Annotated in this window: 11 protein-coding genes and 2 tRNA genes; 12 read left to right on the top strand and 1 reads right to left on the bottom strand. The window is 45.9% G+C overall.

The window, feature by feature from the left end:
* The first annotated feature begins 39 nt into the window (after positions 1 to 39).
* The 12 genes from infA to rpoC all read left to right on the top strand — a co-directional run bounded on the left by infA (position 40) and on the right by rpoC (position 13,498).
* Positions 40 to 258, top strand: coding sequence for a translation initiation factor IF-1 (gene infA / locus WC222_09900; protein MFA6916696.1), 219 nt, complete (start codon positions 40 to 42; stop codon positions 256 to 258).
* A 55-nt stretch (positions 259 to 313) separates the two neighbouring features.
* Positions 314 to 385 (top strand) — tRNA-Thr (locus WC222_09895).
* 61 nt (positions 386 to 446) lie between these two features.
* A complete protein-coding gene (gene tuf / locus WC222_09890; GenBank protein MFA6916695.1) occupies positions 447 to 1,631 on the top strand; it encodes an elongation factor Tu in 1,185 nt (394 codons plus the stop codon).
* Between the two features lie 69 nt (positions 1,632 to 1,700).
* Positions 1,701 to 1,773, top strand: a tRNA-Trp gene (locus WC222_09885).
* A 130-nt stretch (positions 1,774 to 1,903) separates the two neighbouring features.
* Positions 1,904 to 2,200: a preprotein translocase subunit SecE gene (secE, locus tag WC222_09880; GenBank protein MFA6916694.1), complete on the top strand. Its 297-nt coding sequence runs from the start codon at positions 1,904 to 1,906 to the stop codon at positions 2,198 to 2,200.
* A 24-nt stretch (positions 2,201 to 2,224) separates the two neighbouring features.
* On the top strand, positions 2,225 to 2,773 hold the full coding sequence (nusG, locus tag WC222_09875; GenBank protein MFA6916693.1) for a transcription termination/antitermination protein NusG: 549 nt from the start codon (positions 2,225 to 2,227) through the stop codon (positions 2,771 to 2,773).
* A gap of 53 nt (positions 2,774 to 2,826) precedes the next feature.
* Positions 2,827 to 3,255: a 50S ribosomal protein L11 gene (rplK, locus tag WC222_09870; GenBank protein ID MFA6916692.1), complete on the top strand. Its 429-nt coding sequence runs from the start codon at positions 2,827 to 2,829 to the stop codon at positions 3,253 to 3,255.
* A gap of 19 nt (positions 3,256 to 3,274) precedes the next feature.
* Positions 3,275 to 3,973: a 50S ribosomal protein L1 gene (rplA, locus tag WC222_09865; GenBank protein MFA6916691.1), complete on the top strand. Its 699-nt coding sequence runs from the start codon at positions 3,275 to 3,277 to the stop codon at positions 3,971 to 3,973.
* 12 nt (positions 3,974 to 3,985) lie between these two features.
* Positions 3,986 to 4,528 carry a 50S ribosomal protein L10 gene (gene rplJ, locus WC222_09860; protein MFA6916690.1) on the top strand — a complete coding sequence of 181 codons (543 nt, stop codon included), beginning with the start codon at positions 3,986 to 3,988 and terminating at the stop codon, positions 4,526 to 4,528.
* A gap of 39 nt (positions 4,529 to 4,567) precedes the next feature.
* Positions 4,568 to 4,960: a 50S ribosomal protein L7/L12 gene (gene rplL, locus WC222_09855; GenBank protein MFA6916689.1), complete on the top strand. Its 393-nt coding sequence runs from the start codon at positions 4,568 to 4,570 to the stop codon at positions 4,958 to 4,960.
* A 505-nt stretch (positions 4,961 to 5,465) separates the two neighbouring features.
* The gene (gene rpoB, locus WC222_09850) at positions 5,466 to 9,227 is read left to right on the top strand and encodes a DNA-directed RNA polymerase subunit beta (protein MFA6916688.1); all 3,762 of its coding nucleotides are present in this window, start codon (positions 5,466 to 5,468) and stop codon (positions 9,225 to 9,227) included.
* Between the two features lie 74 nt (positions 9,228 to 9,301).
* Complete coding sequence (gene rpoC / locus WC222_09845; protein MFA6916687.1) at positions 9,302 to 13,498, top strand: DNA-directed RNA polymerase subunit beta'; 4,197 nt, start codon at positions 9,302 to 9,304, stop codon at positions 13,496 to 13,498.
* Between the two features lie 409 nt (positions 13,499 to 13,907).
* On the opposite strand, the gene WC222_09840 is transcribed toward rpoC, so the two are convergent.
* Entirely contained in the window at positions 13,908 to 14,885 is a 978-nt protein-coding gene (locus WC222_09840; GenBank protein ID MFA6916686.1) for a hypothetical protein, read from the bottom strand.
* Positions 14,886 to 14,894 lie beyond the last annotated feature (9 nt).

The raw sequence follows: 14,894 nt of genomic DNA, 5'->3' as shown, positions 1-14,894 counted from the left end.
AAATGCGGTTGCTGTAGCCCCACAAAAAATTTTACACTCATGCCAAAAGAAGATACTTTTAAGCTAGAAGGGGTGGTCGTAGAACCTCTACCGAACGCAACATTCCGCGTTAAGCTAACCAATGGAACTATTGTAACTGCTCACCTATGCGGTAAGATGCGAATGAAAAACATTCGTGTTCTCGCTGGGGATAAAGTGACAGTAGAGATGTCGCCTTACGATCTTTCGCAAGCGCGAATTATCTATCGGCAAAAATGATTGTAAAAGTTGTTGAATTTATTTTGTGAACAGAATAAATTTAACGGCACTTGACGCCCAGATAGCTCAGTGGCAGAGCGTGTGCATGGTAAGCACAAGGTCGTAGGTTCAATCCCTATTCTGGGCAAAGCTAGGCGCAAAAAATTGCGTTCACTAAGCAAAGTGTTAAAAATAACGGAGAAACAAAGATGGCTAAAGAAGCTTTTAAGCGTACCAAGCCACATGTCAACATCGGTACTATCGGCCACGTTGACCATGGCAAAACTACAACAACCGCAGCGATCACTAAAGTATTGTCCGAAAAATACGGCGGCCAAGCCCGTTCTTTCGCCAGTATCGACAATACACCAGAAGAACGCGCACGCGGTATCACCATTAATGCTAGCCACGTCGAGTATGAGACTGCAAATCGTCACTACGCTCACGTTGACTGCCCAGGCCACGCCGACTATGTCAAGAACATGATCACCGGTGCCGCACAGATGGACGGAGCAATCCTCGTCGTCGCAGCAACTGACGGTGCTATGCCTCAAACACGCGAGCACATTCTGCTTGCTCACCAGATGCAAGTTCCTGCCGTTGTCGTATTCCTCAACAAATGCGATATGCTCGGCGAAGCTGACGCAGAACTGATCGACCTCGTGGAAATGGAAGTACATGAACTACTAGAGTCTCGCGGCTACAAAAACAGCCCGATCATTCGTGGTTCAGGACTACGCGCCCTCGAAAACGATCCGTACTATGTGCAAAAAATCCTAGAGCTGATGGAAGCTGTAGACAACTTCATCCCAGAACCTGCTCGCGAAGTTGACAAGCCCTTCCTAATGCCAATCGAAGACGTATTCTCCATCTCAGGTCGCGGTACTGTAGTTACAGGTCGTGTCGAGCGCGGAAGCGTCAAATTGAACGATAAGCTAGAACTCATCGGTTTGCGTGAAACACGTCAAACAGTTGCTACCGGCTTGGAAATGTTCCAAAAAACTTTGGACATTGCTAACGCAGGTGAGAACGTAGGTATTCTTCTCCGCGGTATCAACAAAGAAGACGTAGAGCGCGGTATGGTTCTTGCTGCTCCTGGCACATGCACACCGCATAGCGAATTCAAAGGTAACGTTTACGTTCTAACTAAAGAAGAAGGCGGCCGTCATAAGCCATTCTTCTCCGGCTACCGTCCTCAGTTGTACATCCGTACAACAGACGTAACTGGTACAGTAGAACTTCCAGCAGACGTAGAAATGGTTATGCCTGGCGATGACGTCAGCTTAACAGTAAAATTGCTCGCTCCTGTTGCGATGGAACAAGGTATGCGCTTCGCGATTCGCGAAGGCGGCCGTACTATCGGTGCAGGTCTCGTAACTGAGATCATTAAGTAAGCGAAGAAAATCTTACAGATAAGGGCGAGAAAAATTCTCGCCCTTTTTTTAAGAAAAATGACTTGTTAAGGGTGTGTAGCTCAGTTGGTAGAGCGGCGGTCTCCAAAGCCGCGGGTCGGGGGTTCGAGTCCCTCCGCACTCGATAAAAAAAAATGTGTGCTAGAAAATAGTAAGATCTATTATGCTAGCTGCTGATTCACCTCATCAGGTACTCATTTGACAATACCTTGATGACACAAAGCTATATTAACGCGCCCTTGTGAGGTGTAAACGTGACAGTGGATTCCAAGATAATGGAAATTAAAAAAACACAGCCGCAAGTAACAACAGCAACACCGACTCCGACAACAGCGCCGGCAGTCAGTACAAGAGGATTTGCTGATTATATCGCGGGTGTTAAAGCCGAATTTTTTAAGATTACGTGGACATCACGCGATGAGCTGATAGTCTACACACAAATCGTCGTAGTTGCGACATTTGTTATGGGGTTGGCCGTCTTTTTTACCGACGTCCTCATTCGAGCTGGTTTATCAGCGATCGGAGGCCTCATCCACTTCATATTTGGCTAAATATACTAGGCGGATTGTGAACCCATGCATAAATGGTACGTTGTACAAGTTCTCTCGACGCACGAGAAAAAAGTTAAAAAAGCTCTAGAAGAGCAGCTTGAACACCAAGGGATGGCTGGGTTTATTGATAAAATCATGGTACCCACAGAAAACGTCTCTGAAGTGAAGAAAGGGCAACAAAAAATCGTTGAAAAAAGATTGTGGCCTGGATACATCCTTGTCAAAATGATCTTGAACGACGATTCGTGGAGCTACGTCAAAGGAACAGCTGGTGTGATCGATTTCCTAGGCGGAAAGTCACCCACTTCGCTCACTGACTCCGAAGTACAAGAAATACTTAAAGATCTTGAAAACAAAAAACAAACTGTTACGCACAAACATAAAATTGATGTGGGTGACCACGTTAAAATTGTTGACGGTGTCTTTGTTAACTTCATCGGCACAGTGACAGAAGTCTTCCACGATAAAGGACGCTTAAGCGTCATGGTTTCCATCTTCGGAAGAGAAACCCGCGTGGATGACCTCGAGTTCTCACAAGTTGAAGAAGTAACAGAAGAAGAAACAGCTAATTAGAATCCTTGCACAATGCATCGCCTCAACATGCAGCAAGGATAGATTGAGGAAATATGGCTAAGAAGAAAATCACAAAAATTATTAAGTTGCAGATCCCTGCCGGAAAAGCAAACCCAGCTCCGCCCATCGGTCCAGCACTCGGCGGTGCAGGCGTTAACATTATGGCATTCTGCAAAGAGTATAATGCGAAAACACAAAGTATGGCAGGAGATATCCTCCCTGTCATCATTACCGTCTATGCTGATAAATCTTTTACATTTATCACAAAAAAACCTCCAGTCGCTGAACTGCTTAAAAAAGCAGCCGGCGTCCAGAAAGGCTCAGCTATTCCTAACCGTAACAAAGTAGGCAAAGTCACTCGCGCCGACACTCTTAAAATTGCAGAAACAAAACTGCAAGATATGAATGCTCGTGATCTAGACCAAGCCGCTCTTATGGTTGCAGGTACTGCTCGCTCCATGGGATTGGATGTGGTCAACTAGAAGAAAATAGAAGGAAACAATGGGTCAAAAAAGCAAACGCGTTCGGGAGATGGACAAGTTAGTTGATGCCACGAAAGTGTACTCAGTTAATGATGCTATCGCTATTTTAAAGAAATCTCCACCTGTTAAATTTGAACAGTCTGTGGAAATTTCACTGCGGCTTGGTATAGACCCGCGTCAATCCAATCAAAACGTTAGAGGGACTGTAGCTTTACCGAAAGGTTCAGGAAAAACTCTGCGTATATTGGTGTTTGCTAAAGGCGACAAGGCACATGATGCCGAACAAGCCGGTGCCGATTTCGTCGGTTCCCAAGAGCTTGTAGATAAAGTCGCTGGTGGTTGGACAGATTTTGACGCGGTCATCGCCACGCCGGATATGATGCGCGAAGTAGGTAAACTAGGTAAAGTACTCGGCCCCCGCGGTCTGATGCCTACTCCAAAAGCCGGAACGGTGACTACTGATGTAACCACCGCCATTCGCGAACTCAAAGCAGGTAAAATCGAGTTTAAATCCGACAGACACGGTGTTGTTAACTCACTCGTCGGTAAACTTAATTTTGCAGCAGAAAATATAGCTGAAAATATCACATCTTTCATCGCCGCTGTTGTAAGAGCTAAACCTCCTACAGCAAAAGGTCAATATGTAAAGGGAGTATGCCTCTCTTCCACAATGGGCCCAGGTATGAAAATCGATATGCGCGAACTGGATCTATCATAGGAGTGCGACACCATGAGACAAGATAAACATCTCCTTCTCGATGAAGTAACAGAAAGCCTCCAAAAGTTTGATCACTTTTTCGTGATGCGCTACGGTAACCTAAACGCCAATCAAGCTAACAGCTTCCGCAACGAAGTAGCTAAGAAAGGCGGCGATGTACATATCCTTCGTAAAAGACTGTTCTCCAAAGCAGCAGTAACCATGGGTTACAGCATGGATCACATTCCTCTCGAAGGACATATCGGCCTCGTATTTGCATCCGGTGATCCGGTTGAAATGTGCAAAGCGCTCATTCAGTTCGGCAAAGAAAACAACGACACCATCGCTTTAGTTGGCGGACGCGTAGACAGCCAAGTGTTAGGTCAAGATCAAGTGGCCGTACTGTCTAAACTCCCAGGCAAAGCAGAAATGCAAGCTCAATTGCTTGCAACATTCGAAGCGCCCTTGTCGCAGACACTGTCTGTTATGGAAGCGCTCATATCCAGCGTCGTGTACTGCCTGGACAACAAAGTCAAAAAAGAAGGCGGCGAAGACACTCCCGCAGAAAGCGCTTAAAGCCGCTTAGATATAAGTTTTAAAAAAAGAGGTAGTATCGTGAGTAACAGTAAACATGAGAAATTGGTAGAAGAACTCAGCAATCTAACAGTGTTGGAAATGGCTGAACTAAAAACAGCTCTAGAAGATAAGTGGGGCGTTAAGGCCGCAGCAGCAGTATCAGTTGCAGCAGCACCAGCAGCCGCAGCACCTGCAGAAGCAGAAGCTGAGTCCACAGAATTTGACATCAATCTAGAGTCAGTTCCTGCCGATAAGAAAATTGGCGTTATTAAAATCGTGCGCGAAGTCACCGGCCTTGGCTTGAAAGAAGCAAAAGACCTAGTAGACGCAGCTCCAAAAACGCTGAAAGAAAATGCACCTAAAGCAGAAGCTGAAGACATCAAAAAGAAAGTCGAAGCTGCTGGTGGTAAAGTAGTATTAAAAGGCAAATAAGCCTTTGAAGATCGTCGCGTCCGAGCAGAAACTGTTCGGGCGCGTTTTGCATTCTTAAAGTATTGACAGCGCATCAAACTTTAAGTATAACTAATTAGAAGATAGGTTTGCTAATTCTATATGATGAGTCGACTATTACGTTTTTGCTTACCTACCCATTTGATTTGCAATTCCTTCCCATCGAAACGATTGCTTAACTTTGGTTTAACTCTTTCTATCAAGAATCAGTCTGTACCAAATCCTATGCAGCCATTTTTTTCCTCTCTGCGCACGAAAATCACTATTTGGAACAAAATTTTTTGTATCTACTCGCTTGCTCGAAGAAATAAGTTTTTCGCAAGTCCTAGATATGATGCAACAAGTTTATTTTTTGACTCCTTGCAAGCCTTGTTCTCCACGTCAAAATTACCTTTTGCACGTCGAACATATGCAAGTAGTTTATTGAGCCGAGAGCAAACGCCTCGTATAGTCTATTAGATCAACTCACACTAGGGAGTCCAGTGTAATGTTACTTAAGCCACCTCGTCGAGTGAGCTTCCACGAAAAGGAAGAAATCATCGATCTCCCCAATCTAATTGAGGTTCAGATCAAGTCGTATAACTCTTTTCTGCAAGCGAATAAATTTCCTCATGAAAGAGATAATAACGGCTTGCAAGAAGTGTTTAATGAAATTTTCCCCATAAAATCGTACGATGAAAAGACGATTTTAGAGTTTATCTCTTACAGCCTGGGAGTTCCCAAATATTTACCGGAAGAGTGTATACGTCGTGGGATTACCTACAACGTTACTCTGAAAGTGAAATTCCGCCTCACGGATGAGACGGGGATCAAGGAAGAAGAAGTCTATATGGGTACCATCCCCATTATGACCGATAAAGGGACTTTCATTATCAATGGAGCCGAAAGAGTCGTTGTTTCTCAGCTCCACCGCTCGCCCGGTATTTGTTTCGAAGTGGAACGCCACCCACGCGGCAACGTCCTACACTCCTTCCGCATTATTCCTTATCGCGGAAGCTGGTTAGAAGCTTCTTTTGACTCCAATGACCTCGTCTATATCTATATCGATAGAAAAAAACGCCGCCGTAAAATTCTGGCCACCACCTTCATCCGTGCTTTAGGCTACTCCACAAACGCAGATATCATCGAGGAATTCTTCAGCACACGCAAAATGAAGATCGCTTCCGAAAAAGATTTCGCTAAACTGGTCGGTAAAGTTCTAGCAGAAGATGTAATGGATGAAGATAGCGGAGTTGTCTTTGGCCGCGCTGCTGAAAAATTGACCACAGCAATGTTAAAACGCATGGCCGATGCAGGCATCGAAATGGTCCGTATCGCAGAAGATGCAGACGAATCCAGCCCTATCATCAAAATGTTAGCTAAGGATGCAACAGATTCTTATGAATCTGCCCTAAAAGACTTCTATCGTAAAATTAGACCCGGTGAACCCGCTACATTATCAAACGCCCGTTCGGCTATGATGCGCCTTTTCTTCGATCCGAAACGCTACAACCTCGGAAGAGTAGGCCGCTATAAACTGAACAGCAAACTCGGTGTCGAAATCGATGACGAAACTTTGCAAGTGGTGACATTGACGAAAGAAGACGTTATCGGCGCTCTAAAATACCTCATCCGCTTAAAACAAGGCGATGAAGATGCTAATATCGACGATATCGATCACTTAGGCAACCGTCGCGTCCGTTCCGTAGGGGAGTTAATCCAAAACCAATGCCGTATCGGCTTGGCGAGAATGGAGAAAATCATCCGCGAAAGAATGAACTTGTTCGACTTCTCCTCAGATACTCTGACTCCAGGCAAAATTGTTTCTGCCAAAGGTCTCTCCGGTGTGCTTAAGGACTTCTTCGGACGTTCTCAGCTCTCCCAGTTCATGGACCAGACCAACCCGATCGCTGAATTGACACACAAACGTCGTCTCTCCTCCCTCGGGCCAGGCGGCTTAAACCGTGACCGTGCAGGCTTTGAAGTACGTGACGTTCACTCCAGCCACTATGGTCGTATCTGCCCGATCGAAACACCTGAAGGTCCGAACATCGGTCTTATCACATCGCTGTCTTCCTTCGCGAAAATTAACGAGTTCGGTTTTATCGAGACTCCTTATCGCATCGTCAGAGACGGTATTGTGACTGAAGAAATCGAGTACATGACTGCTGACCAAGAAGAGCGCTGCGTTATCGCCCAGGCCTCTGCGAAACTCGACGAATATAAAATGTTCATCGATCCTATCGTATGGGTACGCTACAAAGGTGAACCCTCCGAAATGGAGAACTCCCGCGTTAACTACATGGACGTTTCGCCTAAACAGCTCGTCTCCATCGTCACCGGCCTAATTCCATTCCTCGAGCATGATGACGCCAACCGCGCACTCATGGGCTCAAACATGCAACGCCAAGGTGTTCCTCTGCTTAAACCAGAAGCACCGATCGTAGGTACAGGCCTCGAAGCCCGCGCTGCACGCGACTCCGGCGCTGTTGTTGTAGCACAAGAAGACGGTATAGTAGATTATGTCGATGGTACAAAAATCGTCATCGCTCCTAAAGACAACCGTCTCGAGAAGAAAACATACCACCTCAAGAAATTCCTCCGTTCCAATGCAGGCACTTGCTTAAACCAAGTTCCTCTTTGCAACATCGGCGACCAAATCCGCGCCGGGGATGTTATTGCTGATGGTCCTGCTACTGATAAAGGCGAAGTCGCCCTCGGTAAAAACGTTCTAGTGGCCTTTATGCCATGGTACGGTTACAACTACGAGGATGCGATCATCATCTCGGAGAAAAACCTCCGCGAAGATGCCTTCACTTCGATCTACATCGAAGAATTCGAGCTGACCGCACGCGATACAAAACTAGGCAAGGAAGAAATCACACGCGATATTCCTAACGTCTCTGAAGAAGCTCTTGTTAACTTAGGCGAAGACGGCATTATCCGTATCGGTGCTGAAGTTAAACCCGGCGATATCCTTGTCGGTAAGATCTCTCCTAAATCTGAAACAGAACTCGCTCCGGAAGAAAGATTGCTAAGAGCTATCTTCGGTGAAAAAGCTGGCGATGTTAAAGACTCCTCCCTCGTAGCCCCTCCAGGTACCGAAGGCGTTGTCCAAGACGTTAAAGTTTTCAGCCGCCGCGACCGTCTTTCTAAATCCGATGACGAACTTGTGGAAGAAGCTGCAGCTTTACGCGATATTCAACGCGAATATAAAGCAAAAATCGGTGAAGCAAGAACAGAACGCCATGAGAAGATCGGCGCTTTGCTCCTCAACGAAAAAGCCCCTGCTGCTATCATCCATAGACGTACAGCCGAGATCATCGTCGACAAAGGCGAAGTCATCACGCAAGATATCATCGAACACTTGGAAAAAGAGTTCATTGAAGACCTACTGATGCCTTCACACGAAATATACGATACTCTTAAACAACTTCTGCACGACTACGATATCCGCCTTCAAACATTGGAATCACAGTTAAAAACCGAAGTGGAACTTCTCCGTAAAGGGGATACCGAACTCGATCCAGGCATCATCCGCCAAGTAAAAGTTTATGTTGCTTGCAAACGTAAACTCCAAGTCGGCGATAAGATGGCGGGACGTCACGGTAACAAGGGTGTAGTTTCTAAGATCGTCCCAGAGGCTGATATGCCTTTCCTACCAGATGGACGTTCCATTGAAATCATCCTTAACCCACTCGGCGTACCTTCCCGTATGAATATGGGTCAGCTGTTCGAAACACATCTAGGCTTCGTGGCTAAACATGTCGGCATCTATGTCCAAAGCCCTGTCTTCGAAGGATTCCCAGAAGACGAGATCTGGTCCATGATGCGCGATGCAGGAATGCCGCAAGACGGTAAGTTCTGGCTCTATGATGGTTTCAACGGCGATCGCTATGATAATAGGGTTGTTGTCGGCTACATCTATATGATGAAGCTAAGCCACCTTGTTGCGGACAAAATCCACGCACGCGCCGTTGGCCCTTACTCTTTAGTTACGCAACAACCTCTCGGCGGTAAAGCCCAGATGGGTGGTCAGCGTTTCGGGGAGATGGAAGTGTGGGCCGCGGAAGCTTATGGCGCCGCTCACTTGCTGCAGGAACTGCTTACAGTCAAATCGGACGATGTTGTCGGACGTACGCGTATCTACGAATCTATCGTTAAAGGCGAAAACTTATTACGCCCCGGCACGCCAGAATCGTTCAACGTTTTGATTAAAGAAATGCAAGGCCTCGGCCTCGATATCCGCGCTGAACGCGTCGGTCAATAGTATAGATAGCGCATGTGCGCTTTTTCCGCCCGGACATGTTCCGGGCGCGTTTAAAAAAATTTTAGGAGACCTCGATGTCAGAACAGTTTCCACAGCAAGAGTCAGGGTTCGATAAGCTGACGATTAGGATCGCTTCGGATGAAGTGATCCGCAATAGTTGGTCGAGAGGCGAAATTAAAAAGCCTGAGACCATCAACTACCGTACCTTTAAGCCAGAAAAAGGCGGTTTGTTCTGCGAAAAGATTTTCGGTCCTACACATGACTGGGAATGCGCCTGCGGTAAGTATAAGAAGATCAAACATAAAGGGATTGTCTGCGATCGCTGCGGCGTTGAAGTCACCCTTTCCAAAGTACGCCGCGAAAGAATGGCCCACATCGATTTGGCCGTTCCCGTTGTGCATATTTGGTTCTTTAAAACAATGCCATCCCGTATTGGTAATATCTTGGGTATGTCTTCTACAGACCTCGAAAGGATCATCTATTACGAAGAATATGTTGTTATCGATCCAGGCCATACTGAACTAGAAAAAAAACAACTTCTTAACGATGTCGAATACCGCGAAGCCCAAGAGAAATACGGCCGTGATGCTTTCGTCGCTAAAATGGGCGGTGAAGCCATACGCGACCTACTCGCTAGCGAAGACCTGCAGCTGCTGCTCATTGATCTGAAAGAAAAGCTTAGAAAGACAAAATCACAGCAAGCTCGTATGAAATTGGCAAAAAGATTGAAGATAGTTGAAAGCTTCGTCTCATCTTCCAATAAGCCTCAGTGGATGGTCATGTCCGCTGTGCCGGTCATACCTCCCGAGTTGCGTCCTCTTGTGCCTCTAGATGGCGGCCGCTTTGCAACTTCAGACTTGAACGACCTATACCGTCGTGTGATCAACCGTAACAATCGTTTGAAAGCGATTCTTAAGCTGAAAACACCGGAAGTTATCGTTCGTAACGAGAAGAGAATGCTACAGGAAGCTGTGGACGCCCTCTTTGACAACGGCCGCCATGGCCATCCTGTCATGGGCGCGGGCAACCGTCCTCTGAAATCTCTTTCTGAAATGCTTAAAGGTAAATCAGGACGTTTCCGTCAAAACTTGCTCGGTAAACGTGTGGACTACTCAGGCCGTTCCGTCATTATCGTCGGTCCGGAACTGAAGTTCAACCAGTGCGGTCTGCCTAAGCTAATGGCTCTTGAGCTGTTCGAACCGTTTATTGTTAAACGTTTGAAAGATCTTGGCTATGTCTATACTATCCGCTCCGCTAAGAAAATGATTCAGCGCCATGCGACTGAAGTGTGGGATGTTCTGGAAGAGATCATTAAAGGTCACCCTGTCCTCCTAAACCGTGCTCCTACATTGCACCGCTTAGGTATCCAGGCTTTCCAACCTGTCTTGATCGAAGGTAAAGCGATCCGTATTCACCCACTCGTTTGCGAAGCGTTCAACGCGGACTTCGACGGTGACCAGATGGCGGTTTATGTTCCTCTGTCAGTAGAAGCTCAGCTAGAAGCAAAGCTTTTGATGATGGCTCCTGATAACATCTTCTTGCCTTCTTCCGGTAAACCTGTCGCGATTCCTTCTAAGGATATGACCTTAGGCTTGTATTATCTAATGTGTGATCCGCTTTATATTGCGGAAGAACATGGTGAAAAGACTAAGGTTTTCCGCGATGCCAACGAAGTGCTTTTAGCTCTCTATGCTAGCAGCCACTATTATTACTTCGATAAAGAAGGATATGGCGAAGACAAAGAAGACAAAAATGAGAAGGAAGGCAGAAAAGATGCCGTCCGCGGTCTCCGCATCCACGAGAAGATCAAGGTGCGTACTGAAGATGGCAGTATTATTGAAACGACCCCCGGCCGTGTTATCTTCAATACAATCGTACCTAAAGAACTAGGCTTCCAAAACTATAGTATGCCGAAAAAGAAAGTCGGCGAACTGGTCATGCAGTGCTATAAGAAAGTTGGTCTAGAAGCGACTGTACGTTTCCTCGATAACCTTAAGTCTCTGGGCTTTGTCGAAGCAACCCGCGCTGCTACATCCATGGGTGTTTGCGACGTCTGCGTTCCTCCTAACAAGCAAAAGCTACTTGAAGGTGCTTACGAAAGAGTACTTCAAGTTCAGAAGCAATACGAAGACGGTATCATCACTGACGGTGAACGTAAATCTAAAGTTATTAGCCTATGGACAGAAGTGACGGAAGAGCTTTCACAAGACCTGTTCAAGCTTATCAGCGAAACGAAAAACGGCCGCTTGAATCCTCTCTATATGATGATGGACTCCGGTGCTCGTGGTAACAAATCGCAGGTTAAACAGCTGGGCGCTCTCCGCGGCCTGATGGCGAAACCTTCAGGCGAGATCCTTGAGTCTCCTATTACGTCTAACTTCCGTGAAGGCTTGACAGTTCTAGAATACTCTATCTCTTCTCACGGTGCGCGTAAAGGTCTCTCTGATACCGCTCTAAAAACTGCTGACTCCGGTTACCTCACACGCCGTCTCGTTGACGTTGCGCAGGATGTGATCATCACAGAAGAAGATTGCGGCACTCTTAACGGCATTGAAGTTTCTGCCATTAAGCAAGGCCAGGAAGAACTTCTACCTTTGAAAGACCGTATTTTCGGACGTACTGTATGCGAAGATATCTTCCTACCTGGCGATAGCACTAAGCTGCTAGCTAAAGCAGGCGATACTCTGAATATTCAGCAAGCTGAAGCTATCGACGACTCAGGTATCGATTCTATCCGCATCCGTTCCGTTCTTACCTGTGAAACTCGCCGCGGTGTCTGCGCGAAGTGCTACGGTGTCAACCTTGCAAACGGACGTTCCGTCGGCATGGGTGAAGCTGTTGGTATCATTGCTGCTCAGTCGATCGGTGAACCGGGTACTCAGTTAACGATGCGTACGTTCCACCTTGGCGGTATCGCTTCTGCGGGCACCAACCCGGAACTTGTATCTGATGTAGAAGGCATCCTGGTATATAGCGATCTCCGTACTGTTCAGCACGAAGATGGTTACTGGATCGCCCTGAACAAAAACGGTTGCCTGCATATCGTCCGTGATGAAGGTCGTAAACTGGAAGAGTACAAAAAACTTCTAGCGACAAAATCGATCGAACCGCTCCAAACCTTCACTGTCGACTTGGGTACACGTATCCTCGTTGCTGATGGCTCAAAAGTAAAACCGCATACTAAGATTGGTGAGTGGGAACAACACAACATTCCTATTATCTGCGATCGCCCCGGTTATGCAAAATATGAAGACCTCGTCGAAGGTATCTCTACAGAACGTGATGTCAACAAGCAAACAGGCCAGGCCGAATTGCTTGTTAAACAGCACCGCGGTGAGCTGCATCCTCAGATCGTCATCTACGCTGATAATGAATTTAAGGAACTGATAGGTACCTATCCTCTTCCAGCCGGTTCTATTATTTCCGTTGAAGAAGGTCAATATGCAACTGCAGGTACGTTGTTAGCACGTCTTCCACGCGGAGCCTTGAAAACAAAAGACATCACGGGCGGTCTGCCACGTGTTGCCGAGTTGTTCGAAGCCCGTAAACCGAAGGACTCTTCAGAAATCGCTAAGATCGACGGTGTCGTCGACTTCCGCGGCGTCCAGAAGAACAAACGTATCGTTGTTGTGCGTGACGAAGCGACAGGCATGGAAGAAGAACACCTGATCCCGCATAGCAAGCACTTGCTCGTTCAAAGAAGTGACCACGTCTCCAAAGGCCAGCAGCTGACTGACGGCGTCATTATCCCTCACGAGATCCTTGAGATTTGCGGTGTGCGTGAACTACAAAAGTATTTGGTCAACCAGGTACAAGAAGTTTACCGTCTGCAGGGTGTAGACATCAACGACAAGCACATCGAAATCATCGTACGTCAGATGCTCAAGAAAGTGCGCGTCATCGATCCGGGCGATACAAGCCTACTGTTCGGTGAAGAAGTCGATAAGAAGGAATTCGATATTGAGAATAAGAAAGTTATGCAAGAAGGCGGAAAAGCATCTTATGCTGCTCCAGTACTCTTAGGTATTACTAAAGCATCTCTCAGTACCGATTCGTTTATTTCTGCAGCTTCCTTCCAAGACACGACACGTGTTCTGACAGAAGCAGCGTGCGCAAGTAAAACGGACTACTTATTAGGCTTTAAAGAAAACGTGATCATGGGACACATTATTCCTGGTGGTACAGGCTTTGAGAAGCACCGCCATGTGAAGAAGTTTGTTGACCGTGAACATGAAGCCGAGTTTGTATTAGACTTCATTTCGATGCCTTAAGTATCTTGTTCTAAGTGCGGCGGTTTAGGCCGCCGCACTTTATTCTTTATCTCCCTTTTACTCTTTCTAAAATATCCCTTTTATTGAATTGCACTGCGAAGCGAAACGTTCCCTAGTATTGGAGTACTGCGAGTTGTCGACGACTGTTAATCTGGACAAAACTATCATTTAAAAACATGGTGTAAGATGCTCTCGATAAGTCCTTTCAGTGGGACACATCTTTTTTTTCTTAGCCCTTTGTATGGGATATTGCAGTCCTTTAGACTGCATATATGTGTTTAAACAATACCTAGGGCGATGCCCTAGGTAACAGAATACCTCTATATGCAGTCTAAAGGACTGCAATGATTTGAAGATAGATGCAAGAAGAAGATGTGTCCAACTGAGGACAAGTCACCGCACTCTTATACTAGGGTAGGTTTGTGCTAGTTCTGAGATTTTCTACTTCTTCTAGGAAAGTCTTGACTATGCCATCAAGAGTCGTTTGCGCATCTTCTGCTTTAATATCAAAATGACGAATAGTATTAATGAATGTAGTGATAAATTGGGGGTCAAAGCCAAATTTAACAAAATGAGATTCCGGTGAATAGTTAGCTGTATCAAAGGCAGGCTTGTTTAGAAGACAGCTAATATCATAAGCGTCGGCTTGTAAACCTTTAGCTATTTTTGCAGCCTCTATAAACATTTCGAGAAACTGTGGTTTCAGTATCCTCGGATAATGGAGAGCTGCTGCAAAGCCTTCCTTACGGATTTTATCGCGCATTGCAAATTCTTTATGGACAGGGCACTCCCATGCTAGCATCTGTTCTTTTGCTTGACTTTCACGTTTTTTTGCTAGGATGAATATTCCAATTCCTAAAATGATTGTGGCTGTAGGAATAATGAATATAGACAAACTAGTACTAACAGCTGCTCCTGATGCTATTCCATAGGCTGTTCCTGCGAGGGATAGCACAGCGCCGAAACATGCTGTTCTAAATGCTTGAATGTTTCTGTTGTACCAAAAGCAGAGGATCTCAGGACGCCCTATTCCCCCCTCGAAATTATTACGCGCAGTATCTATGATTACGGTATAGTCAATCAAATAGGTTTCAGTGCTTAAATCTTTACCCTCATTTATCACAACCTTCGTCTTACCAACACCAAAACTACTTTGTTTAATGGGTAAAGTTTGATCAAGTTTCGGGGGGGTACGATATTGATCGGGTGCAAAATTGTTTCTTGCAAACTCTGAATTTAAACCGTTAAATAAGAAAGAAATAAAATTAGTGGAAGGAACTAGCTCGCGAGCTGCTTTTCTGTCTGCTCTTTTTATTGTCTCCTTTGTTTGGCCAGGTACACACCCAATATAGTTAATATTATAGGGGTTAGTAATAGAAGCACTCATTAATTTCAC

It is taken from the genome of Parachlamydiales bacterium, assembly GCA_041671045.1.
Taxonomy (GTDB): Bacteria; Chlamydiota; Chlamydiia; order Chlamydiales; family JABDDJ01; genus JABDDJ01.
The sequence above is the reverse complement of the archived record's forward strand: the minus strand, read 5'-3'. Positions and strand labels throughout refer to the sequence as shown.

Coding starts and splice junctions, on each gene's coding strand:
- infA (MFA6916696.1), top strand. CDS start 40: ATGCCAAAAGAAGATACTTTTAAGCTAGAAGGGGTGGTCGTAGAACCT.
- WC222_09840 (MFA6916686.1), bottom strand. CDS start 14,885: ATGAGTGCTTCTATTACTAACCCCTATAATATTAACTATATTGGGTGT.
- rplJ (MFA6916690.1), top strand. CDS start 3,986: ATGAGACAAGATAAACATCTCCTTCTCGATGAAGTAACAGAAAGCCTC.
- nusG (MFA6916693.1), top strand. CDS start 2,225: ATGCATAAATGGTACGTTGTACAAGTTCTCTCGACGCACGAGAAAAAA.
- rplK (MFA6916692.1), top strand. CDS start 2,827: ATGGCTAAGAAGAAAATCACAAAAATTATTAAGTTGCAGATCCCTGCC.
- tuf (MFA6916695.1), top strand. CDS start 447: ATGGCTAAAGAAGCTTTTAAGCGTACCAAGCCACATGTCAACATCGGT.
- rplA (MFA6916691.1), top strand. CDS start 3,275: ATGGGTCAAAAAAGCAAACGCGTTCGGGAGATGGACAAGTTAGTTGAT.
- rpoC (MFA6916687.1), top strand. CDS start 9,302: ATGTCAGAACAGTTTCCACAGCAAGAGTCAGGGTTCGATAAGCTGACG.
- rpoB (MFA6916688.1), top strand. CDS start 5,466: ATGTTACTTAAGCCACCTCGTCGAGTGAGCTTCCACGAAAAGGAAGAA.